Annotated in this window: 18 protein-coding genes; 16 read left to right on the plus strand and 2 right to left on the minus strand. The window is 64.8% G+C overall.

Annotated elements, in window-relative coordinates:
* Positions 1-13 precede the first annotated feature (13 nt).
* Positions 14-1,945 carry a linalool dehydratase/isomerase domain-containing protein gene (locus tag H0P51_RS13925; protein ID WP_180918594.1) on the minus strand — a complete coding sequence of 644 codons (1,932 nt, stop codon included), beginning with the start codon at positions 1,943-1,945 and terminating at the stop codon, positions 14-16.
* Positions 1,946-2,267: 322 nt separating this feature from the next.
* Between H0P51_RS13925 and H0P51_RS13930 the strand changes: the two genes are divergently transcribed.
* Positions 2,268-2,996: a TetR/AcrR family transcriptional regulator gene (locus H0P51_RS13930; protein ID WP_180918595.1), complete on the plus strand. Its 729-nt coding sequence runs from the start codon at positions 2,268-2,270 to the stop codon at positions 2,994-2,996.
* Here the strand turns inward: H0P51_RS13930 and H0P51_RS13935 are convergent.
* Entirely contained in the window at positions 2,947-3,789 is an 843-nt protein-coding gene (locus tag H0P51_RS13935) for a mycofactocin-coupled SDR family oxidoreductase (RefSeq protein WP_180918596.1), read from the minus strand. The two genes, H0P51_RS13930 and H0P51_RS13935, sit on opposite strands and share 50 nt — an antisense overlap.
* A gap of 87 nt (positions 3,790-3,876) precedes the next feature.
* Between H0P51_RS13935 and H0P51_RS13940 the strand changes: the two genes are divergently transcribed.
* The 15 genes from H0P51_RS13940 to H0P51_RS14010 all read left to right on the plus strand — a co-directional run bounded on the left by H0P51_RS13940 (position 3,877) and on the right by H0P51_RS14010 (position 19,403).
* Positions 3,877-5,124, plus strand: coding sequence for a CaiB/BaiF CoA transferase family protein (locus tag H0P51_RS13940; RefSeq protein WP_246398661.1), 1,248 nt, complete (start codon positions 3,877-3,879; stop codon positions 5,122-5,124).
* Positions 5,125-5,225: 101 nt separating this feature from the next.
* Positions 5,226-6,743, plus strand: a complete 1,518-nt coding sequence (locus H0P51_RS13945; protein ID WP_180918597.1) for a class I adenylate-forming enzyme family protein — start codon at positions 5,226-5,228, stop codon at positions 6,741-6,743.
* Between the two features lie 21 nt (positions 6,744-6,764).
* Complete coding sequence (locus H0P51_RS13950) at positions 6,765-7,676, plus strand: SDR family oxidoreductase (protein ID WP_180918598.1); 912 nt, start codon at positions 6,765-6,767, stop codon at positions 7,674-7,676.
* Positions 7,673-8,122, plus strand: a complete 450-nt coding sequence (locus H0P51_RS13955; protein WP_246398663.1) for an FAS1-like dehydratase domain-containing protein — start codon at positions 7,673-7,675, stop codon at positions 8,120-8,122. Before H0P51_RS13950 ends, H0P51_RS13955 begins: the two co-directional genes overlap by 4 nt.
* Positions 8,119-8,550, plus strand: coding sequence for a MaoC/PaaZ C-terminal domain-containing protein (locus tag H0P51_RS13960; protein ID WP_180918599.1), 432 nt, complete (start codon positions 8,119-8,121; stop codon positions 8,548-8,550). The genes H0P51_RS13955 and H0P51_RS13960 overlap by 4 nt, the downstream gene beginning before the upstream one ends.
* 39 nt (positions 8,551-8,589) lie before the next feature.
* Positions 8,590-9,744 (plus strand): amidohydrolase family protein, encoded by a 1,155-nt coding sequence (locus tag H0P51_RS13965; protein ID WP_180918600.1) that lies wholly within the window; start codon positions 8,590-8,592, stop codon positions 9,742-9,744.
* On the plus strand, positions 9,741-10,007 hold the full coding sequence (locus tag H0P51_RS13970; protein ID WP_180918601.1) for a hypothetical protein: 267 nt from the start codon (positions 9,741-9,743) through the stop codon (positions 10,005-10,007). Before H0P51_RS13965 ends, H0P51_RS13970 begins: the two co-directional genes overlap by 4 nt.
* A gap of 2 nt (positions 10,008-10,009) precedes the next feature.
* Entirely contained in the window at positions 10,010-10,648 is a 639-nt protein-coding gene (locus H0P51_RS13975; protein WP_180918602.1) for an HAD family hydrolase, read from the plus strand.
* A gap of 155 nt (positions 10,649-10,803) precedes the next feature.
* Positions 10,804-13,431, plus strand: coding sequence for an NAD-dependent epimerase/dehydratase family protein (locus H0P51_RS28960; RefSeq protein WP_180918603.1), 2,628 nt, complete (start codon positions 10,804-10,806; stop codon positions 13,429-13,431).
* Positions 13,432-13,800: 369 nt separating this feature from the next.
* The gene (locus tag H0P51_RS13985; RefSeq protein ID WP_246398807.1) at positions 13,801-14,055 is read left to right on the plus strand and encodes a Zn-ribbon domain-containing OB-fold protein; all 255 of its coding nucleotides are present in this window, start codon (positions 13,801-13,803) and stop codon (positions 14,053-14,055) included.
* The gene (locus tag H0P51_RS13990) at positions 14,052-15,233 is read left to right on the plus strand and encodes a thiolase family protein (protein ID WP_180918604.1); all 1,182 of its coding nucleotides are present in this window, start codon (positions 14,052-14,054) and stop codon (positions 15,231-15,233) included. Before H0P51_RS13985 ends, H0P51_RS13990 begins: the two co-directional genes overlap by 4 nt.
* Entirely contained in the window at positions 15,230-15,868 is a 639-nt protein-coding gene (locus H0P51_RS13995) for a histidine phosphatase family protein (protein ID WP_180918605.1), read from the plus strand. Before H0P51_RS13990 ends, H0P51_RS13995 begins: the two co-directional genes overlap by 4 nt.
* A complete protein-coding gene (locus H0P51_RS14000) occupies positions 15,852-16,763 on the plus strand; it encodes a 3-keto-5-aminohexanoate cleavage protein (RefSeq protein WP_180918606.1) in 912 nt (303 codons plus the stop codon). The genes H0P51_RS13995 and H0P51_RS14000 overlap by 17 nt, the downstream gene beginning before the upstream one ends.
* Entirely contained in the window at positions 16,756-17,937 is a 1,182-nt protein-coding gene (locus tag H0P51_RS14005) for a cytochrome P450 (protein ID WP_180918607.1), read from the plus strand. Before H0P51_RS14000 ends, H0P51_RS14005 begins: the two co-directional genes overlap by 8 nt.
* Positions 17,934-19,403, plus strand: a complete 1,470-nt coding sequence (locus tag H0P51_RS14010) for an aldehyde dehydrogenase family protein (RefSeq protein WP_180918608.1) — start codon at positions 17,934-17,936, stop codon at positions 19,401-19,403. Before H0P51_RS14005 ends, H0P51_RS14010 begins: the two co-directional genes overlap by 4 nt.
* Positions 19,404-19,429: the final 26 nt, after the last annotated feature.

Genomic DNA, 19,429 nt, shown 5'->3' on the forward strand with positions numbered 1-19,429 from the left:
GCGGCTTCACGCATTAAGCAACGGGCGTCAGCGTGACCACGACGCGATCGGTTAGATCGACGGGGAAGGCAAGACGTCCGTCTTGGTCTGCTTGCAAGTCGGCCACCGCTTCGTCGTTCAGCGTTCCGCGTACCCGGTATCGACCGCGCGGGACGAGTCGCTCGACGGCCAGCTGTGCGCGCGTCGGGCCGTCGCCGGGCCGCAGCACCAGGCGAAGATCGGTGCCGTCGGTGCGTGCCGAGGCAACCAGTACTTGCGGATAACTCGCTCCGGTGAGCACCGGGCCGCCCAGCACGGCGGCACCCGGCCCGTCGGCGATCAACGCGCGATGTCCGCCAGGCGGATTGAACCGGGTCAGTGCCGCCATCGCGTTCATGTTTGTCGAGAGTTCGTCGTACCACAGGGTGCCGTCCGCCTCGGTGGGCGGTAGTTGGCGGTCAAGGGATTCCGCCAGTAGGGCATAGAGTTCGGTGTCGCCCATTTCGGCGGCCGCCCACATCACCGGCGCGACTGCGCCGAGGTGAGTTTTGTGGTAGTTACCGGTGTCAATGGCATCCCAGCCGCGCAGCGCGATCGTCGGTTCGGGCCCATTGGTGTCGACGAACTCCCGTCGCACGATGGTCCAACAGCGTTGTGCAAGTTCGGGATCGAAAGCGTGCAGCATGCTCGCCAGTCCGCAGTCAGCCACTGTCGAGGTCAGCATTGGGATGGTGATGCCCAGTCGTGCCGACCGGATCGCGGTTACCCGTCCGTCCGGGGTAATGAACTCCTCATGCAGCCGCCGACGGAACGCATCGCCGATCGACTCGACGAATCGGGTGCCGTGCAACCTGTCGGACATCATCAACGTGTTGATGCCCGTCATGTTGCATGCGCTGTAGATCCAGTTCGGCTCGCATGGGAACAGCGTGATGGCTGACCGTTGCATATTGTTGTAGATGGCGGCGGCGACCATGTCGTGGGTGTAGGGCCAGGTTCGCCGGCCGAGCCGGAAGGGGAGTGCGCCACTGCGGCGGTAGCGGTCGTCGCCGGTGTTCGACTCGTACACGCCCAGCATGGTTCCGAGGTATCCCGACAACATGATGTTGTCGCGCTTCATCGGATCCCAGTCCAGGCTGAGGTTTCCCCACGTCTGCTCGAATGCCCAGTACCGCCAGACCGCCGGTAGCGTCAACTTGTCGATCAGATTCCGCTGTGCGGCAGACAGGTAGCCGTGAAACGACGGTGTGTAGTGCAACTGGGCCATCGCAACCGCCCACTGCATGAAATTCAGCTGGTAGCGGATCGCCGACGTCTGGAATTGATCGATCTTAGTAAAGCCGTCGAAAAGGTCCAGCGGCTGCAGGGCTCGATCGAGTAGCGAGCGCAATGTGGCCAGATCACGGGGCGAAAGTTCCCCCGGCTCAATATCTTTAGGTCGCGGATCAATACGCGGCGCGGTCAAGAGGTACTGGGCCCGGGTCCGGCCACGGTCCTGTGCATCTCGGAATGCCCTGCGACGGGCCACGGTGCCCGCGACTGCGATGCCGAGTAGGGCGCCGGGAACGGCAACGCGGGCGCCGTTCCAGGTCCTACGCCCCCGGATGGCTTGCCTGCGCGCGTCGGCTGCGGCCGCGGCCCACAACAAGGGTGGCAGCGCAATGTTCCCGGTGCCGAACCACATCGCTAGTGACGTTGCGGAGCCGCCCAGTGCGGCAAGGAACCGTACTGGATTGCGGGTATAGACATACCCGGCGCCCGGCGCCAGTGCGCCCAGCGCAAGCGCCCGGGTGCCCGGCCGCCTGCTCAGAGTGGAACCGAGTATCGCGGTGGCGGCAAGGACTCCGGCCCCGATTCCGCTGCGGCGCAGCAGCGCTCGAACCGCAGGGCCGTTCGGCCGGTCCGGCACGCTCAATGGATAACCGATGTCGGTGCGGCGGTCTTCGTTGACCGTCGTGCTGCTCAATGTTGTGCTCCCTGCTGTTGCGCCGGCGGCGGCGACCACCGCGCCGGCGGTGCGGGCGATGCGCGCCCACCGCGGCGTGAGACCTTGCGTAACGCAGACCCGAAGATGGCTGCCACTAGTACGCAGCACGCCATCAGTGACGCCCGCCGCAATGTGCAGTAACTGAGGTGAAGATGCGATCCCCTAACACCGGCGTTGACACTAGGTCCTGACCAGAGTCTAATACCGACGCAAACCGTCGGCAATAGGTGGGTTGCGTCCATCAGTGCGGCACTGACCACTAAGCTGCTACGAAATGGGCTACGAAATGGGAAGGAAGTCGATGATTTCCGACAGTCTCGACGCGGCCCACAACCCTGCGGAGTCCATTGAGCCCCAACGCAAATCGTTGCCCGGACGACGGCGCGATCCGGCCATCGACGATAAGATACGGCAGGCCGCGCGAACTTTGTACGCGCGCGAGGGCTGGGCCGGGTTCCACTTCGACGGAGTCGCCAGGGCGGCCGGAGTCAGTAAGGATGCCGTGTACCGGCGCTATCCCGATGCTCAGGCGCTGTTGCTGGACGCATTGTCGGAATTGACTTTTCCAGTGCTGCAGGAGGGTAAACCGATCGAGGAGGCGTTGGTCGGCTACGCCTGCGGCGTCTTCTCGTACTTCGCCGGAGGCGACGGATATGCGAACCTGCGCGTGCATGTCGATGCTGTGCAATATCCGGAAGTGCTGCAGAAATACCGAGACCGGGTGGTGGAGCCGCAGCTTGCTCGAGCGGTGGCCGTGCTGGAACGTGCCCGTGCACAGGGCCAGCTGCACCCGGACACTTCCTGTGCGGCAGTGATCGAGGCGCTGGGTGGTGCGGTCATGATTTACGCGCTGGCGTGCGCGCCGTGGCCGGGCGCCGTCGACGACGAGGAGGCCGGTGTGATCGACACGGCAACCGAGCGCCAGCTGACCGGCTTCGTTCAGCAGATCCTGTACGGACATCTCCGCCTCGACGATCGGGTTAAATCTTCAACAGGGCCCCGCCGTCGACGGGCAACTGCAACCCGGTGACGTAGCGAGACTCGTCGGACGCGAGATACACGACCGCATGGGCGATGTCGTCGGGCTCGACGTAGGGAATCGGCATCGACTGCATGCGGGGCAGTGCCTGCTCGACGTCGGCACGGGTGGGCTCGGACAAATCCTTGCGGAATGCCTTATACATCGGCGGGCTGTGCAGCATGTCGGTGTTGCAGTTCGTCGGGTGCACCGCGTTCACCCGGATACCCTGGGCAGCAACCTGTCTCGCGAGTACTACGACATACTGGCTGAGGACCTGCTTGGCCAGACCGTAGCCGGCCCCGCCCGGTCCATTGCCCGGATTGTTGACCGCGTTGGGCAGCATCGCCGCCACCGATCCGGTGGCGATGATCGAGCCTCCCGCCGGCACCCAGGGGAGCGTGACGTGGATGGTGTTGAGGACACCCACGAGGTCGACGTCCACCGCGTCGCAGAACGCTGACACCGGGTAGTTCGACCCGATCGGGCAGATCCCGGCGTTGGCCACCACCACGTCGATGCGTCCGAACGTATCGACTGCCGCAGCCACCGCATCCTGCAGCGACACCCGATCACGCACGTCGACGATGGCGGAAACTGCTTGGCGGTTGAATTTCTTTACCAATCGCGCGGTTTCGTGTAGTTCCTCCGGCGTGGCCATCGGGTAGCCGACACCGGGAATGTCGGCGCAGATGTCGATTAGGACGACGTCGGCTCCCTCTTCGGCTAGACGTATCGCGTGGTGGCGCCCCTGCCCGCGAGCGGCGCCCGTGATCAATGCGACCTTGCCCTCGACCCGTCCCATCGGCAGACTCCCTCCTCTTTCCCGGCCCGCGACGGCTCACCTGGAGCACGAGACCAAATAGTATTACTTGGTTAGTCTATTGTCAGCATGCAGTCGCAGGAAGGAGTGGCCATCGAAATGCCTGGGGTACTGGACGGCATCCGCGTCGTCGAGCTGGCGACTTGGGGCTTCGTCCCCTCGGCCGGTGTCGTACTGGCGGACTGGGGCGCCGAGGTGATCAAGGTGGAGCACCCCCAACGCGGCGATCCGATGCGCGGGCTGGTGAGCGGGGCGTTGACCGCGTCGGGCCAGCACCCGGTCAGCTTTATGTTTCAGACCTTCAGCCGCAACAAGGCAAGCGTCGGAATCGATCTGAGCATTGACGCCGGGCGGGAGGCGCTGTATCGACTTGTCGCGGGAGCGGATGTGTTCCTCACCAATTACCTGACTCCGGTGCGGCGCAAACTACGCGTCGATGTGGACGACCTGACGCAGGTCAACCCTCGCCTGGTGTACGCCCGGGGAACCGGGCTGGGACCCGACGGCAAAGAGGCGGACACCGGCGGCTTCGATCTGGCCTCGTACTGGTCCCGCGGGGGGGTGGCGTACCTCAGCACAGCGGAAGGCGCGGACTACCCGCCGCCCATGCCGGGCGCGGCCTTTGGTGATCTGCAGGCAGGGATGTACGCGGCCGGCGGTGTGGCCGGAGCTCTGTTCGCCCGTGAACGAACCGGTGCCGCGCAGCTTGTGGATGTCAGCCTGCTGGGAGCCGCCGCCTGGGGTACCGCCCCGCACATCGCGGCGTCGTCGATGTTCGACATCGACGCGATGCCGCGCGGCGAACATCACTCGGCGCACAATCCGATCGCCAATACCTACCGCACCAGCGACGGCCGCTTCGTGGCGCTCGTGATGCTGGAATCGGACCGGTTCTGGGCTCCGCTGGTCGAACTCATCGGTCGCGGCGATCTGGCGCGCGATGCGCGTTTCGCCGATGCGGGGGCGCGTAGCGCCAACCGCGCGGCGTGCATCGCCGAACTGGATGCGATCTTTGCGACACGCACCGCCGCAGAATGGCGAGAGTTGCTCAACCGGCAGCGCGGAGTGTGGGCCATCGTTCAAACGCCAGCGGAAACCCGTTGTGATCCACAAGTTCTGGGCAACGGTTATGTCGCGTCGATGGATCTCGACGACGAGACGCTGACCGTGTCGATGCCGCCGGTGCAGTTCAACGGTGGCCGGCCCAGTCCGCGTCCAGCCCCGGAACTGGGCGCCGACACCGACCGGGTGCTGCTTGAGTTGGGCTACGACTGGGACCAGCTGGTGGAGCTGAAAGTCGAGGGTGCGATCACCTGACGGGACGCTCGGGACATGGTTCGTAGCCTACGCGTCTGTTAATATAACCTGGTTAGTTAATTCTGCGCCGATGTGGCGCGCCCGGCCTGTGAAGGGGATGTATGGGTCTCCCGGAGCAAATGCAGGCGAGAATTCAGGCTCGCGGCAAAGAGGCGCTGCTGTGTTACGGCGAGTCGTGGCACAGCAGCGGCGAATTCGGTGCTGTTGCCCGGCGGATCGACGAGGCATTGCAGGGCAACGAGATTGGAGCCGGCGTGCCGGTGGGCGTCTACATGCGCAACCGGCCCGGTCCAGTGGCCGCGTTGGCGGTTCTGCTCGCCACCCGCAGACCCGTGGTGGTCCTCAACCCGGCGATGCCCGATGCCACCGTCGGCGACGACGTCAGCGCGTTGCGGCCCGCCGCCGTGGTGGCCGACCCTGAGGAGTGGGGGCGTTCGGAGCTCACGGCGGCCGTCGGCGGAGGAGGGGCACTCGGGTTACAGGTCGATTTCGCCGCAGGCGCTGACCGGGCTGTGCAGGTGGTGGTGAACCCGATGGCGAGTGCCGAGCATACTGGGGTTGATTTCGGTGTCGCGATGCTCATGCCCACCAGCGGTACAACCGGGCCGCCTAAGCGAATCCCATTGAGCTACAAAGAGATCGAACATGCGTTGCGTGGCGCGCAGGAGCACTACATGAACGGTAGCGCGCGTGAAGGCAGCGTCCGCGGGGCCGGGATCCAGATCTGTGCACTACCGCCAACCAACATCAGCGGGGTGTGGGCGCTGGTCACCGCGCTCAGTGGCGGTGGCCGCATCCTGCTACTGGATAGGTTTGAACCACAGGCGTGGTCGCAGGCCGTTGCGCAGTACCGGCCACGCTCGGTGTCACTTCCACCGGCGGCCCTGCGGATGATCCTCGACGCCAGCATCCAGCCCGAGAAACTATCGAGCCTCAAGGCAGTCTGGGCCGGTGCAGCTCCGGTTGGTTCGGATCTGGCCGAGGCTTTCGAAAGGGTTTACGGCTGTCCGGTGCTGCTCAGCTACGGCGCCACCGAGTTCACCGGCGGGATCACCGGCTGGTCGCTGCGGGACTGGCAGGAGTGGAAAGACACCAAACGCGGCAGTGTGGGCCGCACCCACCCCGGAGTGCAGATCTCGGTCATCGACCCCGAGACCGGGGACTTACTCGAGCCGGGACGACACGGCATCCTGCAGGTGCGTTCGGCACAAGCCGCCGGCGGCGACTGCCAATGGGTGCGCACCAACGATCTGGGCACTATCGACGAAGACGGATTCGTCTGGATCCACGGACGCGCCGACGACGTGATCAATCGCGGCGGATTCAAGGTCTTCCCCGCCGAAATCGAGGATTGCCTGGAGGCCCACCCGCAGGTGCGTGAGGCGGTCGCCTTCGGCGTCCCCGACGAGCGGCTCGGCCAGGTTCCGGTCGCCATGGTGGTGGCTGAGCCGGACGTCAAGCCCGGCGACCTGATCGCCTGGGTGAAAACCCGGTTGCCCGCCTACAAGGCGCCGGTCACGGTGCGCACCACCGACTCCATCCCGCGCAACTCGGCCATGAAAGTGCTGCGTGAGCAGGTCCGCCAGCAATTCGAAAGCATTGCTGCCCAGCCGAACTAACGTAAGGAGGTTCGAATAATCGTGGGACAGAACTACTTCCAGGACCGGGTGGTCGTGGTGACTGGCGCCGGTAATGGGCTGGGCCGGGCGCACGCGCTGGCCTTCGCCGCTGCCGGTGCCGCCGTCGTCGTCAACGACCTCGGCGGAGGCCGCGACGGCAGCGGTGGCTCGGCGGGCCCGGCACAGCAGGTCGTGGACGAGATCACCGCCGCGGGCGGACGGGCGGCCGCCAACACCGACGACGTCAGCACCTGGGACGGCGCGAAGGCATTGATCGACCAGGCCGTCGAAGGCTTCGGTGGCCTGGACGTGCTGGTCAACAACGCCGGCATCCTGCGCGACCGGATGCTGACTTCGATGTCGGAGGCCGAATGGGACGCGGTCATCGCCGTCCATCTCAAGGGCACCTTCGGTCCAGCCCGCCACGCCGCGGACTACTGGCGCCAGCGCGCCAAGAGCGGGTTGCCCAATGACGCCAGCATCATCAACACCACCTCGCCGTCGGGTCTGTTCGGTAGCCCGGGACAAACCAACTACGGTGCCGCCAAGGCGGGAATCGCCGGCTTCACCGTGATCGCTGCGATGGAGTTGTGGCGCTACGGCGTCACCGTGAACGCGGTGGCACCTACCGCGCTGACGCGCCTGACCGACGACCTGCCGGTGGTGCACGAGATGGCTCAGACCGTGGACCTTGCGCCAGATGGCGTGTCGCCAGTGGTGCTGTGGCTGGCGGGGCCGACGGCGCGGGAGGTGACCGGTCGCGTGCTGGCGGTGATCGGCGGCACCATCGCGGTGGTGGAGGGTTGGGCATACGGCCCCGAGGTGCACAGCGACGGGCGCTGGACCCCGCAGCGCCTCGATGCGGTGTTGCCGGACTTGCTGGCCAACGCCGCACCCAATGCGGACGTGACCGGACATCGGCCAGCCCAGTGAGCTCCTCCACCACTCACCCCGCGCAGCGGCTGATCGGCCAGGTGTTATTCAGCTATGAAATGCCGATCGAGCGCGGCAAGGTTCGCGAGTTCGCCGCCGCAACTGGTTCGGCCGATGCGGTCTATCAGAGCCCGAATCCTCCCGTGCCACCTACGTTTCTCGCCACCGCCATGCACTGGGAGCCGCAGGATCCACCCCTGGCCGCCAGGCTGGGTCTGGATCTGAGCAGGGTGCTACAGGGCGGTCAGGAGTACGCCTTCATCGGGCCGCTGCCGCGAGGTGGCGACACGCTACGCGCCCAGACGTCGGTCGAGTCGGTGACCGCCAAGCAGAGCGGTCGGGGCGGTTCGATGATGCTGATCGTCGTGCTCACCCGATTCATGCGGACCGACGGCACGATGGCAGCCGAGGGCCGCGCCACTGTGATCGAGAGAGCACCCGCATGACCACCCGACTGCCGCGGGCCGCCTTGGTCGCTGGAGCTCTCTTGCCTGAACGGCGTTTCGGGCCGCAGACCCGCACCGACATCGTCCGTTACCAGGGTGCCAGCGGTGACTTCAACCCGATTCATCACGACGACGGACTCGCCCGATCAGCTGGAATGCCAGGGGTTTTGAGTGTCGGCATGCTGCAGGGCGGCTATCTGGGCACCTACTGCGTCGAGTTGTTCGGACCCGAAAGTGTGCGACGACTGTCGATGCGATTCGCCGAACCGGTATGGCCCGGGGATGAACTGGTGTGCCGTGGGGTCATCTCGTCGGTGGCGCCATCCAAGGACGGGCACCGCGCCGAGGTCGATCTGACCATCGGGCGCGTGGGTGGCGGCGTGGCCGTTTCAGCTTCGGCGACAGTCCTGATCGGACTCGCCGACTAAGGTAACGAACTAACCACGTTAGTGGGAAAGGAGTGGACGATGCCACTGCAGGACTTCATGCAGCTGATCTCCGTCGACGACCACCTCATCGAGCATCCGCGGGTGTGGGCGGACCGTCTGCCGGCCAAGTTCCGGGAGTTGGGTCCCCACATCGTCGAGGTTCCCCGGGCCAAGGGCGGTCCGCCGAGCCAGGTGTGGGAATACCAGGGCAAGACCTATCCGCAGATCGGACTCAACGCCGTTGCCGGAAAGAAGCCCGAGGAATATGGCATCGATCCGTCCCGCTTCGACGAGATGCTGCCGGGCTGCTACGACCCGGTGCAGCGGCTGGCCGATATGGATCTCGATGGCGTCGAAGCTGCTCTGTGCTTTCCGTCGTTTCCGCGGTTCGCCGGCACAGTGTTCCTGGAGGGCGACGACCGCGATGTCGCGCTCGCCAGCGTCACCGCCTTCAACGACTTCATGCTCGACGAGTGGTGTGCTGCCGCGCCGTATCGTTACATCCCGCTGGTGATCCTGCCGTTATGGGACATCGACCTTGCCGTTGCCGAGGTACACCGCACTGCCGCCAAAGGCGCAAAGACCCTCGCGTTCCCGGAAAACCCGTATCCACTCGGCCTGCCGTCGATTCACACGGATCATTGGGCGCCGCTGTTCAGCGTCGCCGAGGAGTACGACATGCCGCTGTCGTTGCACTTTGGTACCTCGGGCCAGTCGCCACGCCCCTCACCGGATGGCCCACTGGCGGTGAGTATCTCGCTGTTCAGCTGCAACTCCATGTACGCGCTCTCGGATCTGCTGTTCTCGCCGGTCTTTCACCGCCATCCCAGATTGAAAGTGGCGTTGTCCGAGGGCGGCATCGGCTGGGTGCCCTTCATGCTCGAACGCGCGGACTACGTCTGGGAACGTCATCGCTTCTATCAGAACGTCAACCAGGACCACCGGCCGTCGGAGTTGTACTACAAGCACATCTACTCGTGTTTCATCGAGGATCACCACGGATTGAGCAGCCGCGCCGAGGTCGGTCTGGACAACATTTTGTGGGAATGCGACTATCCGCACTCCGATTCCAACTGGCCCAACAGTCGCAAGGTTGCCGAAGAGGTGTTCACGAAGATTCCGGACGAGGACGTGCACAAGATCGTCGAGCTCAATGCCCGACGCGTTTTCAACTTTCCCCGCGCCGGCAAATGAGCGGTAACCCGGTCGAACCTATTCCGCCTGAAGCGTTTCGGGGAAAGTCGGACTGGGATGAGGAAGATCTGCTGACGGTGGCGGAGGCCTCGGAGCGCCTTGCCGACGAGATCCGTGCGTCGCGCCGCCGTATCCGGCAAGCCGAAGAGGTTCTGGCAGAAGGGGACTCAGCGGCCGGTTTGACCGCCGAACGTAGGCGTCTGGATGATCTGACCCGGGCGGCCGAACGCATCCGGATCGCACAGTCGAACGCCCCGAAGTAGCCGTGGCGCAGCGTAACGGACCGATCGAGGGGGTGGTGTTCGATATGGGGGGAGTGCTCACCGTCGACCCTTTCCAGGGTTGCCTGGACTATGCCGGCGAATTGAACCTTCCCGCAGGCACATTCGTCGATCAGTTGCGCGGGCCGGAGTTCGCCAAGGTTGAAACTGGTGAATTGTCGATGCGGGAGTACCTCAAGTTCGCCTGCCGCGACGTGGAGACTCGACTGGGAGTGGCCGTCGATATCCGGCGACTGGCCGACTGCCTGGCTGCCGGTCAGCGGGTGCGGCCGGAGATGGTCGCGTTAATCGGCGATCTGGCGAGCGACGGCGTGAAGGTGGGAGTGCTCACCAACAACGCCAAAGAAGCCCGGTCGTGGTGGAGTAGTGGCGTGCTGCCGATAAAGAGCTTCGCTGCTGTTGTCGATTCTTCCGAAGTAGGCGTGCGCAAACCGAATCCGGCGATCTTCTCGCTGTTGGTCGAGCGGATCGCGTGCCAGCCGGCCCGCTTGCTCTATTTCGACGACGTGCAGGAGAACGTCGACGGCGCGGCGATCTGCGGATTGACTGCCCGGCTGTTCACGCAACCTGATGCCTGTCGAGAGGAGTGTGTCCGGCATGGGCTGCTACGGCGCGTCCCTTGACGAGCAGACGCAGAAGCACTCACCGCCTGAAACCGCCCAGGGTTTTTGGGTGCCTTTGCGTCTGCTCGCCAGAGCGCCGGGCGTTTGTGCCCCACGCCACAATCAAATAGTATAACCAGGTTATAGTTACTTGTCGGCTTCGAGGCGGAGGTGAGATGGCGGGACGGGTTCTGGTCACCGGGGGCACCGGCGCCGCCGGTGCGGCAACAGTCAAGTGGTTACGCCGCATGGGCGCCGACGTCGTGGTGCTCGCGCGGCGCGCTCCGGCGGTGCCCGCACCCGGGGTGACCTACGTGGCTGCCGACATCCAAGACGCGGAGAGTGTCTCGCGTGCGGTGGCCGGCTGTGACGCGGTCGCCCATTTCGCTTGGAACCTCTCCGCGATGGAAAGTGCGGAGGTCGCCGATGGAATCGACATCGGCGGCACCACCAACCTGTTGCGCGCAATGGCCGACCATGACTGCCGCAGAATGGTGTTCGCGTCGTCGATCACCGTCTACGGGGGCCATCCCGACCACCCGCAGGCGTTCACCGAGGACGAGACACCACGGCCTGCGGCCTCATTTCACTACGAACGCAACAAAGTGCGCGCGGAGCAGATGATCGTCGAATCCGGCGTGGAGGCAGTCAATGTACGTCCCACCGTGATCGTGGGGCGTGCAGCGTGGAGTTCCCCCGCCAACATCTTCCGTCAACCCGTGGTGGTCACTCCCGGCCGCGACGTGCGCATGCAGTTGGTTCATGTCGACGATGTGGGACGGTTCTGCGCGCAGGCCGTGCTGGGTGGGCCGACGGGCACCGTCAACCTTAATGCCGATGACGTGCTGACGTTCACCGAGATGGCACACATCATCGGGCGGCCGGTGCTCAATTCCGGCAAGCGCTTCTCGCGGTTGTTGGCCGCTGGCATTGGCAAGGTTCGCGATTACGAATCCGTGCCCGACCTCGTCGAGTTGTTCCTGCACTACCCCCTAGGTGATACCCGCAGGCTGCGTGAAGAATTCGGTTTCAGCTGCGCTTACAGTTCGGCCGAGGCGGTGGCGGACATGACCGATTGGTCATCGAGCAAATGGACGGTGGGACCGCGCTCGATGCGCAAGCCAATCCGCCTCGCCGAGCCGGTCGCATTCCCGCGGGACACCTCGGCCGCCGACGGCAGCGCAGACCGTATCGTGCCGCCGGAGTACACAGGCGAATTCGATAGCGTCACCGGTGATCCGGCCTTGCCGGAATGGAGTGCAGCCAATCTGTCCGAGGCATTCCCGGGCCCAATGACGCCGTTCTCGGTCGGCCTCGCGACCCGCATCCTGTTCAGTTCGGCCAACCTTCTTGACTACCTCTTTCCGTTGGATCCCGAGCTGATGATGATGGTCAGCACCAAACAGGTTGGCATCATTGGGCACCGGCCCTACAACAACATGACGGTGATGAAGGAGCTGGCCAAAGCAATTCCGGGACAAACGGCCGAAAGCTTCGAGCACCAGATGAACGGGACGCCGTTGCCGCCAGGCTACCGGCCACCCCGGTTTTCGGGCGCCGACGCCCGCGCAGCGCTGCGCGCCGCGCTGAAAGGCGGACCACAGATCGCTGGCCTGGGCCACGAGGTCGCCGATATGGAGCGGCGGGCCCAGCAACTGGTGGCAGATCGTCCTGATTTGCAGAATCTCGGCGACCACAAGCTGCTGGCACGCATCGAGTTGCTCTGCGACATGGTGGTCCGGTCGTGGGACATCAACTGTATGAACACATTCGTGGTCGGGCTACCGATGAATCTGATCTCACAGCGATACGGGGAGGACGTCGCCATGAATGTGCGCGCCGGCACGCAGAATCTGCGCAGCGCCGCGCTGTTGACGGGCGTGCGTGAACTTGCCGACATCGTCGCGCTCGACGACGGCCTGCGCCGGCTGATCGAAGACAGCCCTCGCGAGGTGGTGCTGGACAAACTCCATAGTGATGCCGCGGCATTCGCGGCCAAGTTCGACCGGCTGGTAGCCGAATGCGGGCATCGCGGCCTTGGCGAAACTGAACTCAGCAACCCCGTCTACGCCGATGCCCCCGAGCTGTTGCTGCGGTCTGTGCTGGGCAGCGCCCGATCTTTCGAAGCCGCCCCGAAGGTGTCGGTGCGAACCCCGCTGGCGCGGGGACTGATTCGAGTCGCCGTGGGCGCAATGCAACGGCGAGAACGCGGCCGCGACGTGTGCATGCGGATCACCTACGAACTCCGGCTCGCTTTGCGGGAATGGGGCCAGCGACTCGCCGAGCGCGGTGTGCTGGAATCAGCCCAGGACGTGCACTACTTGGCCGTCGATGAAATCTACTATCCACCAGCTGATTCCGCAGAGCTGGTGATCAAGCGGCGCGCCGAACGCAAACGCTTGGCGAAGCTCAACTTCCCGATTCACTTCCGGCAGCCGTGGACTCCGTCGCGCGCAGCGGTCGCGGAGCGCAATGAAGTCATCAGTGGTCTCGCGGTCTCGCCGGGCGTGGCGCGCGGCAGAGTGCGCATCATGACCGAGGCCGACGATGATTTCGAGGCCGGTGAGGTGCTGGTCGCAAACGTCACTGATACCGGCTGGACGCCGTTCTTCGGGTGTGCCGCCGCGGTGGTGACCAACGTCGGCGGCCTGATGTCGCACGCCGCGATCGTGGCCCGCGAATTCGGGGTGCCCGCAGTGGTCAACACGCAGACCGCGACCCAGCTCCTCACGGACGGCCAACTGGTCGAAGTCGATGGCTACAAAGGCACGGTGCGCATCATCGACGAAATGCACGTGGGCTAGGAGGACGAAAGCCGTGCCGGGTAAGAGCGATAACGGGAATCGGGCGCTGGCCGGGACCATCGGGCCCAGCACGTCCGATTCGGAACCGACCCGACCCTACTGCGGTTCGTCGCCGGCTCGCGGCCGGTACTATCTGCGCCCACCGGCCATCGGCGCGTGGGAGAACACAGGGCAGGTCATCGGCCGGTGAGCAGCGACAAGGAAGTGCTTCGTCGTGTCGGACCGCTGTTGCGGCCCGCGCCTACACCCGACGAGGAGGATTTCTGGCGGTCCGGCGCCGATGGCAAGCTGCGGATGCAACGCTGCGCAAGTTGTCGTCACTGGCAGCATCCACCGAATCCCGTTTGCTTCCAGTGCCTTTCCCGAGACGTGGCCTTTGAACCGGTGAGCGGCCTGGGCAGGGTGTATACGTACACGATCAATTACCAGCCGTGGCTACCGCATCTGCACGACCCCTACGCGGTGATCGTCGTCGAACTTGACGAGCAAGCGGGACTGCGTTTCGTCAGCCGACTCGTGGACACCCTCGACGTTCGCATCGGTCTGCGTGTCAGAGTCGTGTTCGAACGGCTCGACGACAAGCTATTCGCCCCGTGGTTTACCCCATTAGGGGAGGGCGAATGACACGCCCTGAGCGGCAAGCGGTGATCCGCGGCTTCGGCTCTTCGCAGGTCGGACGACGACTACCGGTCAGCGAAATGGCGCTAACGGTCGATGCGTGTCTGGCCGCACTGGCCGACGCTGGCATCAGCCGAGACGAGATCGACGGGCTGGCAACATTTCCCGGTGGAGGTTTCGACACTCCGGGTCTTGCGGGCCCGGGAGCCGACGAAGTCCACGCCGCACTGGGGCTGCAGACGAACTGGAAGTACGGCGGTCCCGAAGGCGGACAACTAGGGGCGTTCTTCTCGGCGTGCCTCGCGGTCGCCACCGGCCTGGCGCGGCACGTGCTCGTCTATCGCACAGTCGGCGAAGCCTCCGCACAAGGTACCGCGGGGCGGGCCGGCGCGCTGGCCGGTGCCGCCGACGCAGCGGTCTCAGGTTTCCGGCGCTGGCTCGCGCCATTCGACGCACATTCACCGGTCAATTGGATCGCCCTGCACGCGCAGCGACACATGTACGAATTCGGGACTACTCGTGAGCATCTGGGCACGATCGCGGTCAACAATCGACTCAACGCCGGGGGCAATCCCAATGCGGTGTACCGCACCCCGCTGACCCTGGACGAATACTTCGCTGCCCGGATGATCAGCACACCCTTCGGGATGCTCGACTGCGACGTGCCGTGTGACGGGTCGGTGGCATTCGTCGTCTCACATCTCGACACCGCCGACGACGGGCCACATCCCTCTATCGGCATCGAATCGATCGGGTGGGCCATGCGGCACCGGCCGCTGTGGGATCAGTGGCCCGATATGACCGAGATGGCTGCCTGGGATGCGGCCGCGCACCTGTGGGAACGCAGCGACCTGCGCCCCGATGACGTCGACCAGATGCAACTCTACGACGGGTTCTCTTTCCTGCCGTTGATGTGGCTGGAGGCGTTACGATTCTGCGGCAAAGGGGAATCCGGCCCGTTCCTCGAATCGGGCAAGCGGATCGCGCTGGACGGTCCGCTGCCGTTGAACACCGGTGGAGGCCAACTATCCGCGGGCCGACTGCATGGCTGCGGTCTGCTTTACGAGGCTTGTGTCCAGCTGCGCGACCTCGGCGGTGAACGCCAGGCTGGGCGGCCGGACGCTGTGGCCGTAGGGGTGGGCGGCGGTCCCACGGCCGGGGCAACAATTCTGGTGCGTCGATGAGTGACACGGTGGAAGTGGCGTTGATCCGGCACGGGCTGCCGCACCGGGTGGAAGGCGTAGCCAAGCCTGACCCCGGACTCACCGGTAGGGGCTTCGAGCAGGCCCGCGCCGTCGCGGAAGTCTTGGTGCAGTTACCTGTTCGCACCGCCGCGAGCAGCTGCCTGCGGCGCGCCCGCGAAACCGCGGCGCCCGCCGTTGAGAAGCTTGGCCTCGACCTGGCCATCCACGACGACCTGGCCGAATTCGACAGCGGCGCTGACTTCTACATTCCGATTGAAGAGATGGTCGCCGAGTCCGACCCACGACTAGACCGGTGGCGGGAACTGGTGGCCCGCGACGACGTGGACGGGCCGCTAGCCGAGTTCCGGCGCACCGCCACCGCAGCGGTCGCGCAAGTGGCGGCCGGAATCTCCGGTGGGGTGGCGGCGGTCTTCTGCCACGGCGGGGTGATCGGTGCCTGCGTGGAGAAGGCACTCGGCGATGTTCGACTGAGCCTGACCGAACCGCACTACGGCTCGATCACCCGCATCACCATCGGCGCCGAGCAGCAATGGACGTTGCTCACCTACAACGAGTTTCACCATATCGAACGGCTCACGGCACGCCAAGAGGAGCGACATGAGTTTCCGGGATGAGGGCAAGGTATACCTCGAGGTCGGCGTCAACGAGGTCGTCGGCAAGGCCGACAACCCCAACGTGCCCTACGACGCTGACGAGACGGCACGCGACGTGACCGAGTGCATCGAGCACGGTGCCACTGTCGTGCACTTCCACGCGCGCTACGCTGACGGCAGGCAAGCCTGGGTCGATGACGAGGTGTCACGCGCTGTCCTCGCCACGGCGGCCCAGAAAGTCGACCCGCTGGCCTATCCCAGTTACCACGGCAGTTTGGAACATATCTGGGCCCTGGCGGAGCGCCCACCCTCCGGTACCCAACTACTGCTGACCCCGTTCGACCCGGTCCAACACGTCAAGCGCGTGCTGTGGCTGGAAGACGAAAACCGGTTCGACGTAGTGAGTTTCGGCACGGATGACCCCAATAACTCCAATCCGCCCTACCCACCGGAACTGGACAGGTTCGACGAGCTGGGACTGATACCCAACATCGCGGTGTTCAACGCTGCCGACATGCGTTGGGTGGCGTTAGCCGCGCGCATCGGAATACTGCGCCAGCCAGTGAACATCAAACTGTTCTTCTCCGACCGCTGGGTATCCAACAGCGAACCAGACCCGGACGTGATCGACTTCCTAATCTCGCGCATCCCGAAAGAAGTTGACCACGAGACCATTGTCGTCCCCTACGCGATGAGTTCAGCCGAGCGCTGTCATGAGCTGTGGGAGCGCGCCCTGGACCGTGGTCTGGGAATTCGGGTGGGAATCGGCGACTGCCCATGGGCGTTTCCCACCGCAACCAACGCCGAGATGGTCGATCTCGCCGTCGATTTGATCACCCGTCGAGGGCTGACTCCGGCCACCCAGGCTGATCTTCGTGCTCGCGTGAGCTCGCCCGCAGGAGCAAGTCATGTCTGAATGTGACCGCACGACAATGTCCTTCGACCCGTTTATCCCTGTGGTAGACCCCTACACGCCACTGCAAGCGGCCGCATCTCGGTGTCCCGTATTTCGGGTGGCCAATGGCGCCTTTGTCGTCACCGGCGGCGCCAATGTCGCTGCGGTCTTCAAGGACGCGGAGTCCTTTCGCAATGAACTACGGCCACCGCATCCCGGAACGCAGCCCAGCTTGGTGCATCTCGATGGGCCCGAACACGCCCGGATGCGCAAACTCGTGGTCAGAGCGTTCACACCGCGGGCTGTCAAGAACGTGGAGAGTCCTACCTATGCCATTGCCAACAAACTCGTCGACCAGTTTATCGGCCACGGAAGTGCGGATTTGTGTGCGGAATTCGCCTTCCTGCTGCCCGCGATGGTGATCGCCGAACTAGTCGGCATCCCGGAGGGGGATCGCTCGCAGTTCGTAGCGTGGGCCGACGACGCGATCAGCGCAGCCGGACCGAACTCCAGCGGTTACGCCGAATCCGACCCCGACCTACGCGAGTACGTGCTGGGCATCATTGACCGGCGGCGTAAGGCCCCAGGAGACGATTTGCTCAGCCACCTGATCCACGTGCATGACGGCGAAGACCGGCTCAGCACTGATGAACTCGTGTCCCTGGTGCGCATGCTCATCCTGGCCGGCACCGACACCACCGCGAACCTGATCGGGTCGATGCTGCACTATCTGCTCTCGGATCGTTCTCGTTGGGAACGGCTTCGGTCCGACCGCGCGCTGATTCCCAACGTGATCGAGGAAACCTTGCGCTGCGACCCGCCGTTGTACTGGGTGCCGAGAATGACAGCCACCGACGTCGAGATGAACGGCACGACTATTCCCGCGAAAAGCCTGGTGTGCAACGCCGTTGCGCACGCCAATCGTGACCCCGCAATCATCGAGCGGCCAAATGAATGGGATATGGACCGGCCCGCGGCCCGCGACCGCACGCATCAGACTTTCGGGTTCGGTGAGCACTTTTGTATCGGATCGTCGCTGGCCCGGCTGGAAGCCACCATTGTTTTGGAGGTCCTGCTGGATCGCCTCCCCGACGTCGCCCTGGCCGCCGATTACATCTATCAACCACACGGCCCCCTAATGATGCGGGGAGTCAAATCCATGCCGGTGAACTTCACCCCGTCTGCGCCCCGATGACAGCGCTGCATTCCGTCGGGACCCGCCTGCTTATCGACGGCCGACTCGTCGCAGACCCGGGCACGACCGTCGACGTGATCAACCCGTCCACCGGGGAGGTGGCGCGCTCAGTGCCGCAAGGCGGAGTCGCCGAGGCCAACGCCGCGATCGGCGCGGCCCGCCGGGCCTTCGACGACGGCAAGTGGTGCGGCTTGGCCGCCAAGGACCGGGCCGAAATCCTTACCCGCCTAGGCGATCTCGTCGAGTTACACGCCGCGGACTTCACACATTTGGTGGAGACAGAAGTCGGCACGTGTCGGCGGATCGCTGGACCGGGTCAGGTGGCGCGGCCGCTGGACCACTATCGAGACATGGTGGCCAAGGGCCGCGCCGATCTTGGCTACGCCCTGGCGGATCTGCCCGGGCCGCCGGTCACCGGTCAGCGTGTGGTGCGTGAACCGTGGGGTGTGGTTGCGGCGATCACCCCGTGGAACGCGCCGCACCTGCTGAATCTATGGAAGGTCGCCCCGGCGCTGGTGACCGGAAACACCCTGGTGCTCAAGCCCGCTCCCGAGGCGCCGAGCTGCGCGCTGTTACTTGGTGAGCTTGCGGCCCAAGCGGGTGTCCCGCCAGGTGTGCTGAATGTGATCACCGGTGGTGCCGAAGTCGGCCAAGCCATGGTGGCTGACTCGCGGGTGGACATGGTGGCCTTCACCGGTTCATCAGCGGTGGGCCGCGCGATTGCCCAGTCCGCCGCCGTCACTCTGAAGCACACACTGCTCGAATTGGGCGGAAAATCAGCACTTTTGGCGTTGCCCGACGCCGACATAGGGTCGCTGGTGGCCACGGTGCTGCGCTTCGTGACGCTGGCCGGCCAAGGCTGCGGGCTGTTGACCCGCATCCTAGTTCCCGACGCGTTGCACGACGCGGTCGTGGCCGGCCTCGTCGAAGCACTACGCCTGGTGCTGGTCGGCCCGGCAGCGAATCCGCAAGTTTGTATGGGACCAGTTATCTCCGCCGCCGCCCGCGATCGGATCGAAGCGACGGTCCGCGACGCGGTCGCAGCGGGGGCACAAGTGGCGATCGGTGGCGGGCGACCGGTCGACGTGCCGGCGGGCGGGTTCTATCTGGAGCCGACGGTGTTGACCGGGGTCACCAACGACATGGCGGTCGCGCGCGAGGAGATCTTCGGTCCGGTAATCGCTGTGATCCGTTACAACGGTGATCCGGACGAGGGTGTTCGGTTGGCCAACGATTCTGACTACGGTCTCGTGGGTGCGGTGTGGACCGCTGACACCGCACTCGGCTTACGGGTGGCCGCACGGATTCGCGCCGGACAGGTTCGGGTCAACGCGACAACCTCGGGCGACGAGGCACCGTTCGGGGGCTACAAGCAATCCGGTGTGGGTCGCGAGGTTGGCCGGGAAGGGCTACTCGAGTACACCACGGTCAAGTACATCGGTTGGCAAATAACAGTTTCCAACTAATTGCAACGAATCAACGGAAAGGACAA

Origin of the sequence: Mycobacterium vicinigordonae (assembly GCF_013466425.1) — a bacterium.
Taxonomy (GTDB): domain Bacteria; phylum Actinomycetota; class Actinomycetes; order Mycobacteriales; family Mycobacteriaceae; genus Mycobacterium; species Mycobacterium vicinigordonae.